The organism is Corynebacterium sp. p3-SID1056, assembly GCF_025152525.1.
Taxonomy (GTDB): Bacteria; Actinomycetota; Actinomycetes; order Mycobacteriales; family Mycobacteriaceae; genus Corynebacterium.
The window spans coordinates 51775-68105 of record NZ_JALXXL010000006.1; the positions used below are offsets into that span (position 1 = coordinate 51775).

22 protein-coding genes are annotated in these 16331 nt (G+C 63.4%); 10 read left to right on the top strand and 12 right to left on the bottom strand.

Translation table 11 applies throughout. The features are described from left to right. Nucleotides 1-9: 9 nt before the first annotated feature. A complete protein-coding gene (locus M3G14_RS06695; protein WP_259925689.1) occupies nt 10-270 on the top strand; it encodes an exodeoxyribonuclease VII small subunit in 261 nt (86 codons plus the stop codon). Here the strand turns inward: M3G14_RS06695 and M3G14_RS06700 are convergent. Then, a complete protein-coding gene (locus M3G14_RS06700; protein ID WP_259925691.1) occupies nt 254-823 on the bottom strand; it encodes a DUF4245 domain-containing protein in 570 nt (189 codons plus the stop codon). The two genes, M3G14_RS06695 and M3G14_RS06700, sit on opposite strands and share 17 nt — an antisense overlap. A gap of 211 nt (nt 824-1034) precedes the next feature. Here M3G14_RS06700 and glpX point away from each other — a divergent pair, with 211 nt between their 5' ends. From glpX to M3G14_RS06725, 5 genes are all read left to right on the top strand, one after another. Further along, the gene (gene glpX / locus M3G14_RS06705; RefSeq protein ID WP_259925694.1) at nt 1035-2054 is read left to right on the top strand and encodes a class II fructose-bisphosphatase; all 1020 of its coding nucleotides are present in this window, start codon (nt 1035-1037) and stop codon (nt 2052-2054) included. A gap of 62 nt (nt 2055-2116) precedes the next feature. Beyond that, nucleotides 2117-3517 carry a class II fumarate hydratase gene (locus M3G14_RS06710; RefSeq protein ID WP_259925695.1) on the top strand — a complete coding sequence of 467 codons (1401 nt, stop codon included), beginning with the start codon at nt 2117-2119 and terminating at the stop codon, nt 3515-3517. A 52-nt stretch (nt 3518-3569) separates the two neighbouring features. Further along, nucleotides 3570-4109, top strand: a complete 540-nt coding sequence (locus M3G14_RS06715) for a hypothetical protein (protein WP_259925697.1) — start codon at nt 3570-3572, stop codon at nt 4107-4109. A 45-nt stretch (nt 4110-4154) separates the two neighbouring features. Next, nucleotides 4155-4790 (top strand): TetR/AcrR family transcriptional regulator, encoded by a 636-nt coding sequence (locus tag M3G14_RS06720; protein ID WP_259925699.1) that lies wholly within the window; start codon nt 4155-4157, stop codon nt 4788-4790. Then, the gene (locus tag M3G14_RS06725) at nt 4772-6313 is read left to right on the top strand and encodes an MDR family MFS transporter (protein ID WP_259925700.1); all 1542 of its coding nucleotides are present in this window, start codon (nt 4772-4774) and stop codon (nt 6311-6313) included. The genes M3G14_RS06720 and M3G14_RS06725 overlap by 19 nt, the downstream gene beginning before the upstream one ends. Here M3G14_RS06725 and M3G14_RS06730 read toward each other — a convergent pair. The 7 genes from M3G14_RS06730 to M3G14_RS06760 form a co-directional block, all read right to left on the bottom strand. Beyond that, a complete protein-coding gene (locus tag M3G14_RS06730) occupies nt 6310-7341 on the bottom strand; it encodes an HNH endonuclease signature motif containing protein (protein ID WP_259925701.1) in 1032 nt (343 codons plus the stop codon). The genes M3G14_RS06725 and M3G14_RS06730 overlap by 4 nt on opposite strands. A 98-nt stretch (nt 7342-7439) precedes the next feature. After that, nucleotides 7440-7646, bottom strand: a complete 207-nt coding sequence (locus M3G14_RS06735) for a hypothetical protein (RefSeq protein WP_259925702.1) — start codon at nt 7644-7646, stop codon at nt 7440-7442. Then, a complete protein-coding gene (locus tag M3G14_RS06740; protein ID WP_259925703.1) occupies nt 7615-8130 on the bottom strand; it encodes a hypothetical protein in 516 nt (171 codons plus the stop codon). Before M3G14_RS06740 ends, M3G14_RS06735 begins: the two co-directional genes overlap by 32 nt. A 12-nt stretch (nt 8131-8142) precedes the next feature. Beyond that, nucleotides 8143-8340: a hypothetical protein gene (locus M3G14_RS06745; RefSeq protein ID WP_259925704.1), complete on the bottom strand. Its 198-nt coding sequence runs from the start codon at nt 8338-8340 to the stop codon at nt 8143-8145. A gap of 44 nt (nt 8341-8384) precedes the next feature. Continuing rightward, nucleotides 8385-8915 (bottom strand): GNAT family N-acetyltransferase, encoded by a 531-nt coding sequence (locus M3G14_RS06750; RefSeq protein WP_259925706.1) that lies wholly within the window; start codon nt 8913-8915, stop codon nt 8385-8387. 88 nt (nt 8916-9003) lie between these two features. Next, the gene (locus M3G14_RS06755) at nt 9004-9585 is read right to left on the bottom strand and encodes an LGFP repeat-containing protein (protein WP_259925707.1); all 582 of its coding nucleotides are present in this window, start codon (nt 9583-9585) and stop codon (nt 9004-9006) included. A 64-nt stretch (nt 9586-9649) separates the two neighbouring features. Further along, a complete protein-coding gene (locus M3G14_RS06760; protein WP_259925708.1) occupies nt 9650-10330 on the bottom strand; it encodes a LysR family transcriptional regulator in 681 nt (226 codons plus the stop codon). Between the two features lie 24 nt (nt 10331-10354). Between M3G14_RS06760 and M3G14_RS06765 the strand changes: the two genes are divergently transcribed. Further along, a complete protein-coding gene (locus M3G14_RS06765) occupies nt 10355-10714 on the top strand; it encodes a DUF5997 family protein (protein ID WP_259925711.1) in 360 nt (119 codons plus the stop codon). Here the strand turns inward: M3G14_RS06765 and glyA are convergent. Beyond that, nucleotides 10711-12003: a serine hydroxymethyltransferase gene (gene glyA / locus M3G14_RS06770; protein ID WP_259925712.1), complete on the bottom strand. Its 1293-nt coding sequence runs from the start codon at nt 12001-12003 to the stop codon at nt 10711-10713. The genes M3G14_RS06765 and glyA overlap by 4 nt on opposite strands. A gap of 147 nt (nt 12004-12150) precedes the next feature. On the opposite strand from glyA, the gene coaA reads away from it, so the two are divergent. Then, on the top strand, nt 12151-13086 hold the full coding sequence (gene coaA, locus M3G14_RS06775; protein WP_259925716.1) for a type I pantothenate kinase: 936 nt from the start codon (nt 12151-12153) through the stop codon (nt 13084-13086). Nucleotides 13087-13089: 3 nt separating this feature from the next. Here the strand turns inward: coaA and M3G14_RS06780 are convergent, their stop codons facing one another. The 3 genes from M3G14_RS06780 to mca are packed head-to-tail and all read right to left on the bottom strand — an operon-like array spanning nt 13090 to nt 15101. Continuing rightward, entirely contained in the window at nt 13090-13860 is a 771-nt protein-coding gene (locus M3G14_RS06780; protein WP_259925719.1) for an isoprenyl transferase, read from the bottom strand. A gap of 29 nt (nt 13861-13889) precedes the next feature. Continuing rightward, the gene (locus M3G14_RS06785) at nt 13890-14192 is read right to left on the bottom strand and encodes a hypothetical protein (RefSeq protein WP_396122205.1); all 303 of its coding nucleotides are present in this window, start codon (nt 14190-14192) and stop codon (nt 13890-13892) included. A 33-nt stretch (nt 14193-14225) separates the two neighbouring features. Next, nucleotides 14226-15101, bottom strand: coding sequence for a mycothiol conjugate amidase Mca (gene mca, locus M3G14_RS06790; RefSeq protein ID WP_259925723.1), 876 nt, complete (start codon nt 15099-15101; stop codon nt 14226-14228). Nucleotides 15102-15210: 109 nt separating this feature from the next. Here mca and M3G14_RS06795 point away from each other — a divergent pair, with 109 nt between their 5' ends. Together M3G14_RS06795 and greA are read left to right on the top strand one after the other, a co-directional pair. Then, entirely contained in the window at nt 15211-15681 is a 471-nt protein-coding gene (locus M3G14_RS06795; RefSeq protein WP_259925724.1) for a DUF4307 domain-containing protein, read from the top strand. A 123-nt stretch (nt 15682-15804) separates the two neighbouring features. Beyond that, complete coding sequence (gene greA, locus M3G14_RS06800) at nt 15805-16323, top strand: transcription elongation factor GreA (RefSeq protein ID WP_259925725.1); 519 nt, start codon at nt 15805-15807, stop codon at nt 16321-16323. Nucleotides 16324-16331: the final 8 nt, after the last annotated feature.

Sequence of the window (16331 nt, forward strand, 5' to 3'; positions counted from 1 at the left end):
GAGACAACCATGGCAGAAAACACGTTTGGCGCAGGCGAGGCCGGCGAGAACGCTTTCCCGGACCCGCAGGAATTGAGCTACGAGCAGGCGCGCGATGAGCTCATCGAGACAGTGAAAATCCTCGAGCTGGGCCAGATGAGCCTCGACGAGTCGCTGAAGTATTGGGAGCGCGGTGAAGCGCTTGCCAAGCGGTGCGAAGTGCTTCTCGACGGGGCGTCGAAGCGCGTCGAGGCCGCCATCGAAACCCGCAGCGTTAGTCCTGAGGAGTAATGGGCGTGGCCTTCAGCGCCGCGGCGATCAGCGCACGGAACTCTTCTGCGGTGCCGGCACCGGTGACTAAAAAGCGCGCCTCACCGGCGTCAACTGCCCACAGATCGCGGACGTCGGCGGACTCCGAGGTGTAGATCTGTACCTCGGTGCCGTCGATGTGTTCGGTGCGTGCGAGTTCGCGGGGGCGACTGTCGGCCTGCTGCACGGCGTCGGCAAGCGGGGCCCCTGTCTGCGTAAGCTGCAAGAAACCGCCATCGGCGGTGACCCACCCCACGACCGGGGCGGGTGTTTGCGCGATCATCGAGCGCCGCGCCGAGTTGGTCACCCACCCCTCGGGAGCCTGCGGGTAGACCACGGGGAAGTCGACGGCGCGGGATTCTAAGTCGAGAAACGTCGCCGCGTCGACCTCCTGTACCGGCCCTTGCTCGGGTTTGCCCGGGTTGAACGTGCAGAGCCCCGTCGCGCCGACGGCAACAAGCATGATGACCACGATCAGCACCATATTGAGCGCAATGTTGCGGCCGTCCTCGAAAATCCTCGTGTTGTTTGCCACCCGGCCAGTATGGCACGCCCACGCTCCCACCCCCGAATTTGTCGCGGAGGGTGGGCGTTCCTGCAGCTGGGCTCCCTCTTCCCCCAAAAAGGTGGGGATACGCGCCTGAACCGGGCGTGAAAGTGCGAGAATGGAACCGGGCGGTGCGGTGCCCGTACACCCCCGCCACGACTACTGCATGAATTTTTTAGCCTCAGGAGGCAACGTTTCGATGACTGAGTCGAAGTCTGAAGAGTACTTCCCCGACCGCAATCTGGCGATGGAGCTTGTTCGCGTCACGGAGGCCGCAGCGCTGGCCTCGGGCCGCTGGGTTGGTCGTGGCAAGAAGAACGAGGGCGACGGCGCGGCCGTCGATGCGATGCGCAAGATGATTAACTCCGTCAACATGGACGGCGTCATCGTCATCGGCGAGGGCGAAAAAGACGAAGCCCCGATGCTGTTCAACGGCGAAAACGTCGGCAACGGCGAGGGCGCGCAGGTCGACCTGGCCGTCGACCCGGTTGACGGCACCCGCCTGATGGCGGAAGGCCGCCCGAACGCGATCTCTGTCATTGCCGCCGCTGACCGCGGCGCAATGTACAACCCGAAAGACGCGTTCTACATGAACAAGATCGCGGTTGGCCCCGAGGCCGCCGGCCACATCGACATCACGAAGTCGGTGGCCGAGAACGTCCATGCAGTCGCCAAGGCGAAGGGCGTGCGCCCCGACGAGGTCACCGTCGTCGTGCTGGATCGCCCGCGCCACGAGAAGCTGGTTGCCGAGATCCGCGAGGCAGGCGCAAAGGTGCGCTTCATCATGGACGGTGACGTGGCTGGTGCCATCGCTGCCGCGCAAGACACCAACTCTATCGACATGGCGATGGGCATCGGCGGCACCCCCGAGGGTGTAATCACCGCGTGCGCGCTGAAGTGCCTGGGCGGCGACATCCAGGGCATGCTCGCACCGCAGTCGGAGGAGGAACGCGAAAGGGTGCGGGCCGCGGGCCACGACCTGAACCACGTGCTGACCATCGACGAGCTCGTCGCCTCCGACAACTGCTACTTCGCGGCGACGGGCGTGACCAACGGCGACATGGTTCGCGGCGTGTCCTACCGCAAGAACGGCGCGACCACCCGCTCGCTCGTGATGCGCTCGAAGTCCGGCACCGTGCGTTTCGTGGAGTCTCAGCACAAGCTGGCCAAGCTGCAGGAGTACTCGGTAGTCGACTACTCGGATCCGACCTCCAACTAGCCTGCAGCAAAACAGGCATAATATTTGTGACCGACAACGCAAGACAGCAAAGGGAGTTAAATATGGCTGAACAGCAGTACCGCATTGAGCACGACACGATGGGCGAAGTGAAGGTGCCGGTTGATGCACTGTGGCGCGCACAGACCCAGCGTGCAGTTGAGAACTTCCCCATTTCGGGCCGCGGCCTGGAAGACCAGCAGATCCGCGCCCTCGGCCTGCTCAAGGCGGCATGCGCGCAGGTGAACAAGGACCTGGGCAAGCTGGACGCCGAAAAGGCCGATGCGATTATCGCCGCCGCACAGGAGATCGCCGACGGCAAGCACAACGACCAGTTCCCGATCGACGTGTTCCAGACGGGTTCCGGCACCTCGTCCAACATGAACACCAACGAGGTCATCGCGTCCATCGCGAAGGCGAACGGCGTTGAAGTCCACCCGAACGACGACGTGAACATGGGCCAGTCCTCCAACGACACCTTCCCCACCGCGACGCACGTCGCCGCGACCGAGGCGGCAGTCCAGGACCTCATCCCGGGCCTGGAGGTCCTGCAGAAGTCGCTGGCCGCCAAGGCCGAAGAGTGGCACGAGGTGGTCAAGTCTGGCCGCACACACCTGATGGACGCCACCCCGGTCACCTTGGGCCAGGAATTCTCCGGCTACGCCCGCCAGATCGAGCTCGGCATCGAGCGCGTGCAGGCCACCGTGCAGCACCTGGGCGAGCTGGCGATCGGCGGCACCGCCGTCGGCACCGGCATCAACACCCCGGCGGAGTTCGGCGGCAAGGTCACCGAGGAACTGATCAAGCTCACCGGCGTCGAGGCGCTGTCTGAAGCGAAGAACCACTTCGAGGCGCAGGCAAACCGTGACGCGCTTGTCGAGTTCTCTGGCGCGATGCGTTCGGTCGCCGTCTCGCTGTACAAGATCGCCAACGATATCCGCCTGATGGGCTCCGGCCCGCTCGCTGGCTTCGGCGAGATCCACCTCCCGGACCTGCAGCCGGGCTCCTCCATCATGCCGGGCAAGGTCAACCCGGTGCTGTGCGAGACCGCAACGCAGGTGGCAGCGCAGGTCATCGGCAACGACGCCGCCATCGCCTTCGGTGGCACCCAGGGCCAGTTCGAGCTCAACGTGTTCATCCCGATGATGGCGCGCAACGTCCTCGAGTCCTCCCGCCTGCTGGCAAACACTGCCCGCCAGTTCGCTACCAAGCTTGTCGACGGCATCGAGCCCAACGTCGACCGCATGCGCGGCCTCGCCGAGTCCTCCCCGTCGATTGTGACGCCGCTGAACTCCGCGATCGGCTACGAGAACGCGGCGAAGGTGGCCAAGCACGCGATCAAGGAAGGCATCACCATCCGCCAGGCCGTGATCGACCTTGGCTTCGTCGACGGCGAGAAGCTCACCGAGGAAGAGCTGGACAAGCGCCTCGACGTGCTGTCGATGGCGAACACCGACCGCAACTAAGCCGCTAGGATAAGTCCCCAGCATCATTCAATGACAGCTGGGGACTTTTTCTATGCCTGATTCCTTTTCCGAGCTGCGCACCGCCGGCGGCTCGAACAAACCGTGGGTGGCCGGCGGCATTTTCGCCCTCGCACTCGCACTGATCGGCGTCGCACTCGCGGGCGCCTACTGGTCGAGCCAGCCGGGCGCGTCCACCCCGCCCGCGACGGTGACCGTGACCGCGCAGCCTGCAGCGTCCGCACCCGAGACCGTCCCAGCCGGCACGTACTCCGGGACCTTCAACAACCTGCGCGACGATGCACGTCGCCCCCAGAAGGCGGCGTGGCCAGTCGTCGCCACCTTCGGCGGCGGCACCGCGACTGTGACCTACCCTCGCTCCGGGTGCACCGCGCTTATCGACGCTTCCTTGCACAACGTCCCCCTCACCACCCACTGTTCCTCGTCGAGCGGCGCCGACAACGCCGCAGTCGACGCCCGCTGGGACATCGACGCGCCAGAGGCCGGCCTGGTGGAACTTACCTACTTCGAAGGCGATACGGCCGTCGCCGGCGGTACCCTTTCCCGCGGCATTCCGGACACAGACCAGAAGTAAACGGGCAAGTTGCCAAATATTGCACTGGGTGTAATATTGCACCCCGTGCAAAATGACAGAGATGCTGGAGGCACACGGGAAACCAAACGGCAGCGCACCCGGCAACGGATCCACGAGGCCGCAATGGACCTCGTCGAAGAGCGCGGGCTCGACAACACCACGGTCGAGGACATCTGCCACGCCGCGGACATCTCGCGGCGCACGTTCTTCAACTATATGGACTCCAAGGACCACGCAATTTTCGGCGTCCTGCCTGTTCGGCTTACCGATGCCGGCCTCGAGGCAATCGCCACCACGCAGTCGGACAACCTCCCCGAGCTCATTCTCACCTCGCTTGAGGAGGACCCCGCAGCACCCGACCGGGCAACCATTGCCCGGCAGCGGACGCTCATCCAGGCCAACATGGAGCTCGAAAGCGCCGCGCTGATTCGGAAGCGGGAGGCGCTGCGAGCGGTGTGGCGGGCCGTCGAGAAGCATTTTGCGAAGTATCCGCACGACAGGAAGCTGCATGGCCCGGTCGAAGAAGAGATCCATGCCATCGTGGAAATCGTCTTCTGCGCCATCTCCCGCTACCTCCACCTCCCCCAACCCGAAGAAGGCACCACCACCTCACACCTGCTCAACGCAGGTGCCACGTTTACCGCACTGACAAAGGAGCTTGAATGGAACACGACAGCGTAAAGGCGACACAGCCCGTCGGACTCATCTTCTCCGCGCTGCTGCTCACCATGCTGATGAGCTCGCTGGGGCAGATGATCTTCTCCACCGCACTGCCCACCATCGTTGGTGAGCTCGGCGGCGTCGACCACATGAGCTGGGTCATCTCCTCATTCCTCATCACGATGACCATCGCGATGCCGATCAACGGCAAATTCGGCGACGGACTGGGCCGCAAGTGGTTCTACATCGGCTCCATCGGGCTGTTCGTGATCGGCTCCGCGATCGGCGGGTTCGCTCACACCATGACGCTCCTGATCATCGGGCGCGCTATCCAGGGGCTCGGCGCCGGCGGCATGATGGTCAACTCGCAGGCCATTATCGCCGAGGTGGTCCCCGCCCGCCAGCGCGGCAAATACATGGGCGTGATGGGCGCGGTTTTCGGTGTTTCCTCCGTCCTCGGGCCAGGCCTCGGGGGCTGGTTTACCGACGGCCCCGGCTGGCGCTGGGGCCTGTGGATGAACATCCCCCTCGGCATCCTCGCCATGGCCATCTGCACCGCCGTCCTGCGCCTGCGCCACGGCACCCCCGGACCGCTCAACGCGGATTGGCTTGGCATGGCGTTGATGATCGTCTCGACCACCAGCCTTATCCTCACTACTACGTGGGGCGGCACCCAATACGAATGGACCAGCCCCACCATCTTCACTACCGCTGCGATTGCGGTTGTGGGCATTATCGCCTTTGTCTTCGTTGAGCTGCGCGCCACGAACCCGCTTATCCCCATGCAGCTGTTCACTCGCCGCAACATGGTGCTCACCACAGCGGCGGGCACGGTGCTCGGCATGGCGATGGTTGGCGCCCTCGCATACTTGCCGACGTACCTGCAGATGGTGCACGAGATGACGCCGACCGAGGCAGGCTTCATGATGCTGCCCATGGTGCTCGGGATGCTCGGCACCGGCATGACCGTCGGCTTCGTGATCTCGCGGACCGGCCGCTACAAGGTCTACCCGCTCGTCGGCATGGCGATCACCGCCGTGGGCATGTACCTGTTCTCCACCCTGACCGTCGAGACGTCACTAACCATGTTGGGCCTGTACATGTTCGTCTTTGGTTTCGGCCTCGGCCTGGTTATGCAAGTGCTGGTGCTTATCGTCCAGAACTCCTTCCCGGTTTCCATGGTCGGCACGGCAACCGCGACGAACAACTTCTTCCGCCAGCTCGGCTCCGCGATCGGTGCATCGCTGGTCGGCTCCCTGTTCATCCACAACATGCGTGACAACATGGCAGAGCGGCTCCCTGACGCGATCGCGAAACTGCCGCCTGAGCAGATGCAAACCGTCGGCCCGCTTTTCGACGGCGGCTCCAGCAACCTCACCCCTCACCAGGTTGCCCAGCTTCCCGACGCCGTCAAAGAGGCAGTACTGACGAGCTACAACGATGGGCTGACCCCCGTCTTTCTCATGATTGTCCCGCTTGCGGTTCTCGCATTCCTCCTGCTCGTACCCATCGTGGAGGACCCATTGAAGGAAACGGTGGATTAAGGCGGGTCTGGTTTTCGGTGTTCGGCGCGGGCTTTGTGGTCGGTGCCGGTGGCGGTGACGTTCCCATACGGTGAGACATACACGATCTGGCCGTCGCGCCGCTCGGTGTGCCCGCGGGTACCGCGTGCGGCCTGGGAGTTGTGGTACTTACACAACCACCCAAGATTGGATGGTGTGGTCTCGCCTCCGTGCTGGTGCTCTTCCATGTGGTGCGCATCGCACTCGGACGCGGGACGTGTGCAGCCCTTCCACGTGCAGGTGGTGGAGTCCGCAAGCATGACTTCCCGGTGCTTCGGGTGGGCAAACCGCGCGTGATACGCGTTGACCGGCCCATCCATCACCCCAACCAGGATGATCGAACCCAACTCTTCGAGCTGCATGCGCACAAACTCCTCACCGGAGACAATCACCCCATTATCGAAGTGGACACGCACATCATCGCCCTCGCCGGCCATGATGCGCACATAGTCACCCAGATCCAGGTTGGCGGTCACCCGCACCACGTAGTCTGCTTTCGGGCAGCCACCACCGAGCCACCCGGCCACATCGTGCTTCGCCGCGTCATACACGCCTTGCAGGTCTGCTGCCGGCCCGGTCAGTCGCAGGGTGGCTAGTCCGTCGCCGTGGTGGGTCACCCTCGCCCGCGGAACACGCGGCTCCGGTGTTTGCAGCTCAGCCTTCAAGTCGGCGGCAACATGGCGGATGCGCACTAGATCCCCTGCCGTGTTGCACAACTGCTCGATATAGCGCCAGCGCGCGGTGGCATCGCGTAGTACGCGGGAAGACCTCACAATATAGGCCAACGTCTCCAACCGGTGGCCGTTGATGCGTGCGCCTTCTTCGGCGCGGGCCTGGTATTTCGTGTGCGAGGTCGGCCCGCACAACACCGAAGCTGTGGCGTGCAGTTGCTTCGCGCGGTCTTTTTGGATGCCGTGTGCCTGCAGCTGGGCAGGCGTGTATCCGGCCGCAGCGTGAACGAAGTCGAAACCGCAACGGTCGAACATGGCGAGTGCATCCAAATCTGTCATGCACCCGAGAATAAACCACGCTTACCTGCACAAACAAGCACATGTGAGAATGAACCCAATATCGGCCCGAAACGGAACCAACGAGTCGAAACACACGTCTAATGGAGATGGCCTTTTCTGGATTGGCGTAGCACCATCAGCGAGCCAAGCAGGCCTAGGATGAGGAAAAGCGCAGAGAAACCGATCGACCACGCCGCGGAGTGCGCGAAGGCGGCGGAGAGGTTTGTCACGATGGCATCGCGGGCGTCGCCAAGCGGGGCGACCATCGAATCCTCAGGCGCGGCGCCGAGAAGCTGTGAGGGCACCCCGACGATGCCTTCGAGCATCTGCGGGATCGAGCGCGTCATCGCGGCGGCGAGGGGCGAACCGGCGATGGCGGACCGTCGACTGGGTCGCGGAACCCGCGCCGGACATTTCGGGCGGAATGTCGCCAAGCACTGTCGAGGTGAGCTGCGCGGACGCCAGACCGAGACCGAGCACCACCACACCGGGCGCGGTCAGCCGGGCAGCGGCGCCGGAGGCGAACGCGCCCAGCGCCATCGCGGCGAGCACGAGGCCGGTGAGCAGCGTGGACAAGCCAACCGAGTTGACGAAGAAGAGCGGGAGAACGAACATCAGCGAGAACTCGCTAATTGCCACGGTAGCGGCGGTGAGGTTACCCCAGGAAAACGTGCCGACCTTGAACAGGTTCAGGTCTAATAGCGCGTCGCGCCCGTTGCGTGCGCGGTGAAGCTCCCAGCGGATGAACAGGCCGATGAAGACGAGGCCGACCCCAATGGCCAGTGGCACCGGCGAGATCGGCTACCGTTCCGGCCACGACCACCCTCCGATCTGCAGGTTGTCCTTCTTGGTCCACCAGTCGAGTGTGGGCGCCTCGATCAGCCCGAAGACAATGAGGCCGAAGCCGATGGCAGAGGTGAGTAGGCCGTCGACGTCCTCGCCGCGGCGGCCTATGCGGTCCCCGAGCCTCTTTCGACGATTCCGACAGTAGGCCCGCATCTGCATCACCCGCATCGACCGATCGGCTGATTTGCCGTGACGCCCTACTTCTGGTCGGGCTTAGGAAGCAGCAGTTCGTAGATGTCGGAGTCGCGCCATTCTCCAGCCTTTTCGCCGTAGGTCATCTTGGCCATGTGATGGAAAGTGCCGACTTTTTCAAACCCACGCGAGATATGCAGGCCCGCCGAACCGGTATTTTCCGGGAAGATCCACGAGTGGATGGACCACTTGTCCAGATCAATACAGGTTGCGATGAGTTTGTCCAACAGCGCGCCGGAGACACCCATCCCGCGCGAGTCCGGGTGCGTGTAGATCGAGTCTTCGACCACGCCGTGGAAGACACTGCGAGACGACGCCTTCGCGGCAGCGACCCAACCGAGAATCCTCTGGTCATCTTCGGCGTCTGCAGCGACGAAAGCGGTCTCAATGATCTTGCCGCGGGAAAACTCCTCCCACGTTTGGCCGCGTGTTTCGTAGGTGGCGTTTCCTGTGCTCAGGCCCATCTCATAGATCGCCCTGACCTGCGGGTAGTCCTCTGGGAGCATCGGGCGAATGTTGAAACCGTTTTTGGTCATGCGCTCCATTCTCATGTGCAAAAAGCCCTCGCGCAAACTGCGCAGAGGGCTTCGTTTCACCGCGGCGGGTGAGGTGCAAAAACGTGGCTTACGCCTCGTTGATAATCGGCGCGAAAGCACCGTCTTCGCCACGGGTCCACTCAATGGTGCCGTGCTCGAATTCCTGGATCCAGCCGGACTCAGACGGCAGCGGAGTCTCCGCCTCCTTGGGGAAGCCCAGAGTCGACTCGTGGTTACCGTTGATCCACTCGTTGGCGATTTCACCCCAAATCGGTGCGCCACCAGTGTTCTCGTTCCACGTGACGTAGTGCTCGCCGTCGTAGGAGACGATCCAGCCGTTCTCGGTCTCCTCCACTGCTACCGGCTCACCCCAGGCCGGGTCGGCGTACTTGTCCATCGCGGCTGCCAGGCCAGACGGTGCCATCACGGTCTCGCCGTCGGCGGTAGCGATCTCGGCGGTATCGCCCTCTGCGCCCTCAGCGCCCTCTGCGCCCTCAGCACCTTCAGCCTCTTCTGCCGCGGTCTCGGTAGCGGTTTCGACCTCGGTCGCGGTCTCCTCGACGACGGCAGTCTCGTCGGTACTGTCCGCATCATCGGAGGAGCAGGCCACCAGCCCGGTTGCCAGGGAAAGGACTGCTGCGGATGCGGCAAGCTTGCGCGAGATAGTCATAAAAAGAAAACCCCTTCATACTATTTTGTACTGATCTATTACGTCCCCATTATGCAAGCTTTGCTTATCGACGCCGCCGCCCCCCACCCTTACGGGGGTGTTTTCGCGTCCCTCTCTTGCGCGGAGCACCGCTATACGCCTTGGCCTTCTTCTTGTCCGGTTTCGCGGACTGGGTGGTCCGCGAAGAGCGCACGGAACGCCCCTTGGTAATACCGACAAAGTCCTGAATTGCGTCGCAGTCATCGGCTTTTCGCCACACGAGCGCCACCGGCGTGGGTTCCACGGATGGCCCATACACCTCAAGCGGTACGACCTGTTTCTTCGAAAGGTGCGTCAGCAGCGGCAACGGGCCGTAGGCAATGCCAACATTGGCGGCCACCACCTGCAGCGCCTCCCGCACCGCGTCGACATCCGGGCGCTGCGCGAACGCGAGGTTGACGTACTCGCCTTCCAAGTCGCGCTCCGCTACTTTCTCCCCCACTTCGGCGTAGACAGAGTCTTTCGGGACAGCCACCCCCGGCGTCTCTTCGTAAAGGCGCACCACGTGAAAGTCTTCGCTCGCCTTGTCAAGCCGCGGATCGGGCAGGCGGATGAGGGCGACGGGAGGTGGGGACGACGGGGCGTCGATAAGCAGGGCCCAAGGGTCGGGCGAATCGACCGCCTCGATGCTTTTGCCGGTGGCCTGCTGGTAACGGCGGATCCACTTCCCCGGCGCGGAGCCGGTGACGAAGGCGAAAGAGAGCATGGACAGAATGCTACCGTGTGCACCATGACACAGAAGATGCCGTCGAGCACGGCCATGAAGCCGGAAACCGCCGCCAAGAAGCTGGGCGTGTACCTGCCCGCTACCCCCCAGGAGTTCCAGGAGGGGGCGGTCACCCACGCTGAGCTGCGCGAGCTGCAGCACAACCCGCCGGAGTGGCTCAAAGAGCTGCGGCTGCACGGGCCTCACCCGCGCCCGGAGGTGGCGCGCAAGCTCGGTATCTCAATCACCGCGCTGAAGAAGCACGACATGGACCGCCCGCTGACCACCGAGGAAATCAGCGAGCTGCTGAAGGATCAGCCCGACTGGCTGCGCGAAGCCCGCGCGGCGCACGCCGCGCAACGCGGGGACGCAGAAGAGGCTTAGAGCATCTTCCAGTCTTCCAGCTCCGGGTAGAGCGGGTACTTCTGCGCCAGCTTGTCGACGCGGGCGTGCAGCGCCTCGACGTCGGCAGCCTCCCCCTTGATCAAGGTCTCGGCGATGATCTCCGCGACCTCGACGAAATCCTCCTTGCCAAACCCGCGGGTCGCCAGCGCAGAGGTGCCGATACGCAGGCCGGAAGTGACCTTCGGCGGGCGCGGGTCGAAGGGCACGGCATTGCGGTTCACGGTGATGCCCACGCTGTGCAGCAGGTCCTCGGCCTGCTGGCCATCCATCTCGGAATTGCGCAGATCCGCGAGCACCAGGTGCACATCGGTGCCGCCGGACACCACGTCCACGCCGGCCTCCTTGGCATCCGGCTGGGTCAAGCGCTCGGCGAGGATGCGTGCCCCCTCGAGCGTGCGCTCCTGACGATCCTTGAACTCGGGCATCCCCGCGATCTTGAACGCAGTGGCCTTCGCCGCGATGACGTGCATGAGCGGACCGCCCTGCTGGCCAGGGAAGACCGCGGAGTTGAGCTTCTTGTTCAGGTCCTCGTCGTTGGTGAGGATGAAGCCGGAGCGCGGTCCGCCAATCGTCTTGTGTACGGTCGACGACACCACGTGGGCGTGCGGCACCGGAGACGGGTGCACGCCAGCGGCGACGAGGCCGGCGAAGTGCGCCATGTCGACCCACAGGTAGGCGCCGACCTCGTCGGCGATGGAGCGGAATTCTGCAAAGTCCTCGTGGCGCGGGTAGGCGGACCAGCCGGCGATAATCACCTTCGGCTTCACCTCACGCGCCTGCTCGCGCAGCTTCGCCATGTCGATGGTGTGGGTGTCTTTTTCTACCTCGTAGGCGGCGACGTTGTAGAGGCGGCCGGAGAAGTTGATCTTCATGCCGTGGGTGAGGTGCCCGCCGTGGGCGAGGCTCAGACCCAAAATAGTGTCGCCCGGCTCGGCGAGCGCCATGAGCACGGCCGCGTTCGCCTGCGCGCCGGAGTGCGGCTGCACGTTGGCGTACTTCGCGCCGAAGACCTCCTTGGCACGGGCGATAGCCAGGTCCTCGACCACATCGACGTGCTCGCAACCGCCGTAGTAGCGCTTCCCCGGGTAGCCCTCAGCGTACTTGTTCGTCAGCACGGAGCCCTGCGCCTGCAGGACGGCACGCGGCACGAAGTTCTCGGAGGCGATCATCTCCAGAGTATTGCGCTGCCTGCTCAGCTCGTTGACAATGGCGTCGTGCACCTCGGGGTCAAAGGTGGCGAGATCCTGGTAGCGGAAGTCTTCAGACACGTGCTCCGGGTCCTTTCACTTGTATTCGATAGCATTTCTGCGCAGCCGTGTGATTTGGGCCGCTGGCTAGCAGTATAAACGGCTAAGGCGACGCGCGGGGCCACCTGTATTCACCCGCCCGCATACGCGGATGGAACAATGGCTGGCATGGCTCAAGGCGCACGAGGCTTCGATTCCAGCCCGTATCTGGATTTTCACCGCGATGATTGGCGCAAGCGGCGCGCGAAAATGCCGCAAGTGCTCACCGCCGACGAGGTGGAAAAGCTCAGCGGTATCGGCGAGAACCTGGACCTCGAGGAAGTCGCGGACATCTATTTGCCACTGTCGCGTTTGATCCACCTACAGGTGCGGGCGCGCCAGAAGCTGACCAACGCCACGGAGACCTTCATCGGCGGCGACCCGGGGCACGTGCCTTTCATTATCGGGTTGGCGGGCTCCGTTGCGGTGGGAAAGTCGACGACCGCGCGTGTCCTGCAGGTCCTGCTGCAGCGATGGGATTCGCACCCGCGGGTCGATCTCATTACCACCGACGGCTTCCTCTACCCCACCGAAGTCCTGGAGGAGCGCAACCTCATGGCGCGAAAGGGCTTCCCGGAATCCTACGACCGCCGCAACCTCATGCGTTTTGTCACCGAGGTCAAGTCGGGAAAGCCGGTGGTGAAAGCCCCGATCTATTCGCATAACGCCTACGACATTTTGCCCGGCGAATTTATCGAGGTCCGCCAGCCAGACATCCTCATCTTGGAGGGCCTCAACGTGCTGCAGACCGGGCCAACCTTGATGGTCTCGGACCTCTTCGATTTTTCTATTTACGTGGATGCCGCGACCGAGCACATCGAGCACTGGTACATTTCGCGCTTTCTCAAGCTGCGCAACACGGCGTTTACAAAGCCGGGTGCGCACTTTGCCAACTATGCGGGCCTTGACGACGCCGCGGCGTCGCGGGAAGCCCGCGAGCTGTGGCAGTCGATCAACTTGCCTAACCTGGTGGAAAACATCTTGCCGACGAAAGTGCGGGCCTCGCTCGTGTTGCGCAAGGACTTCGACCACACTGTGCAGCGAGTCCGCATGCGCAAAATTTAAGGCTTACTTCCCGAACCGCCGCGAACGCTGCGAGTACTCGCGCAGCGCGCGTAAGAAATCGATCTTGCGGAACGCCGGCCAGTACGTGTCGGTGAACCAGATCTCCGAATAGGCGGCCTGCCACAGCAGGAAGCCGGAAAGACGCTGCTCGCCCGAAGTCCGAATAACCAAGTCCGGATCGGGTTGGCCGGAGGTGTAAAGGTGCTCGGAGATGGAATCGACCGTAACCGCCTCTGCGATCTCCGCAGCACTCGCACCTTTTGCCGCCTGGTCACCGATGAGCTCGCGCACCGCGTCGACGATCTCCTGTCGGCCGCCGTAGCCCACCGCGATGTTGACGGTCAGCCCCGCCTTGCCGGTAGTCGAGGCCGCGGAGCGCTGCATCCGCTCGACGACGTCGGGCGGCAGCAGGTCGAGGTGACCAACCAGGCGCACGCGGCACGAGTAGTGCTCGGTGGCAAGCCCGTCGATGACGTCCGAGATGATGTCGAAAAGCAGCTCGACCTCTTCGGAGGTGCGCTGGAGGTTCTCAGTGGACAGCAAGTAGAGCGTGACCACATCCACGTCCATCTCGGCGCACCACCGAACGAGCTCACCGATTTTTGCGCCCCCTGCACGGTGCCCCTGCGAGATATCGCTGAGCCCGGCCTCGCGGGCCCAGCGGCGGTTGCCATCGGCCATTACGGCGATGTGCTTCGGCCGCTTCTTTCCGCGCAGCTCACGCCGCAAACGGTACTCGTATAGCGGGTACAGGATTTTTTCCAGCACAGTCACGCCACTCACCTTACCCTTGGCACGTACGCCTAGAAGATGTGCTTCTTGCTCCGGTCGAGCACGCCGGCTTCCTGCATTGCTTGGTCCAGGGCCTGCGTATCAAAGGGGTCAATGCCGTGCGCCTGCGCAAACTGCTGACGGCGCCGGAAACGAGAGAAACGCCGGTGGAAAGCGAAGCCGAGGGCAAGAATCGCCACGGCCAGCACGACGATGATCAGCAGGCCCACTGGTGAGGCCTTGCCGAAGTCGGGCCCAACCGGTGTTTCCGCCGGTGCCTGGGCGAGGACGTAGCTGGAGGCGTTGGTGGCGGAGGCGGCCAGCGTGGAAAACATCGAGCTCATTGTTACTAGGTGTCCTTCACTTCGTTACTTCTCTGCGGTGGGTATGCCGGCGAACAGATCGCATTCTGGCAGTTCGGTCTCCACGCGGCTGCGCGCGAGCTCAAACTCCTCGGTCGGCCATACTTCCTGCTGGTCAGCGACCGGGCTTGCCAGAAACGCGCCGGCCGGGTCGATCTGGGTGGCGTGCGCCCGCAGCGCCTCGGCGCGCTGCGCGAAATACTCACTGCATTCGACGCGGGTAGTCACCCGGCCCATCACGTCCGCCTTGTTTTCCTCCCAGCGGGCAATCATCAGCTCGTAGGGGCTGGGCTTGCCTTGGGCAATGAGCCGTTCTTGCAGCAGCTTCATGCGCTGCAAGATGAAGCCATGGCTGTAGTACAGCTTCAACGGCGTCCACGGCTTGCCAGCCTCAGGCGCAAATTCGGGATCCCCCGATTTCTCCCAGGCAAGCATGGAAATTGTGTGCACCATAAGGTGGTCCGGGTGCGGGTAGCCGCCGTTTTCATCGTAGGTAATGATCACGTGCGGCCGGAACTCGCGTATCGACGCCACCAGCTTCTCGGTCACCTGCACCGGGTCCTGCACCGCAAAGGACCCCTCCGGCAACGGCGGGAGCGGATCCCCTTCGGGTAGCCCGGAGTCCTGGTAGCCGAGCCATTCGTGCTCGACACCGAGCGCGCTCACCGCGCGCGCCATTTCCTCCTCGCGCACGGCAATGATGTTGTCGAGTACCCCCGGCCGGTCCATCGCTGGGTTGAGGATATCGCCGCGCCGCCCATCGGTGCAGGTCACCACCTTGACGCGGTAACCTTCAGCGGCGTACCGCGCCATCGTCGCCGCTCCCTTGGACGACTCGTCGTCCGGGTGCGCGTGGATTGCCAATAACCGCAAACCAGTCACTGAGAAACTCCAACTTTTGTAGGGGGCAGTGCGTTAACTCCGGCCCATCTTAGTACGATCAGGGGCGAAGTCATCTTTCACGCCTGCAGCAGTTTGTGAGGTCACCGTAGTGTCTAGCTCGAGTTCGCAACCTTCTTCCCCCTCCGCCCGCCAGCGCTACGGCTCAGAGGCAACAAAGCCCTCAAACCTTCCCGGGCGAATCATGGCGATCGCCGCCATCTTGCTCGTGGGGTTCATGATCTTCGCCGTCGCACGCGTGGTGAGCGACCGCTCGGCGCAGCCCATCAGCGCAGACTTCATCTCCCAAGAGCGCATCGACGATGACACCTCCCGCCTGTGGATTGACGTGACCCGTGACGACCCGGAGGCTCCGGCCTACTGCATCGTCATCGCCGTGGACTACCAACACGCAGAAATCGGCCGCCGCGAGGTGGTACTGCCCGCCGGTGGTGAGGAAATGCAGCGTATCGCGGTAGACATGCCGGTCAGTGGCGATCTCGCTTCCGGCCGCGTCTATGGCTGCGCGGATGAGATACCGACCTACATGGATGCACAGAGCGCCTTTTACTCTGCGCGGTAGTGCCTGGCAGGTGTGCTAAAATCCCGCCTGTATATTTGTACGAGCACGTAATTGTTCCGTCGGACTGGGCCCGATCTGCATACCAGGCGGGCTCGTTTGACGTATGAGGGAAGGGTAAACCGCATGGCTGATACGCAGAAGCAGTACATCACCCCAGAGATGAAGGCCAAGCTCGAGGCAGAGCTGCAGGCGCTGATTGATAACCGCCCGGTCGTCGCAGCCGAGATCAACGAGCGCCGCGAGGAAGGCGACCTGAAGGAGAACGCGGGCTACGACGCGGCACGCGAGCAGCAGGACCAGGAAGAGGCCCGCATCAAGCAGATCTCCGAGCTGCTGGCCAACTCCACCACCGAGCGCACCGGCGTTGTCGAGGGTGTCGCGCACGTGGGTTCCGTCGTCCACGTCTACTACGACGGCGACGAGAACGATAAGGAGACCTTCCTCATCGGTACCCGCGCCGCGTCCACTGACAATAAGGACCTGGAGACCTACTCCGAGAACTCGCCGCTTGGTGCCGCTGTGGTTGGCGCTTCCGAGGGCGAGACCCGCACCTACACGGCCCCGAACGGCCGCGAGATTTCGGTGACGATTCTCTCCGCGGAGCCGTATGATTCAGTTAAGGCGTCGACGCCGCGCGCTTAACACCCCCA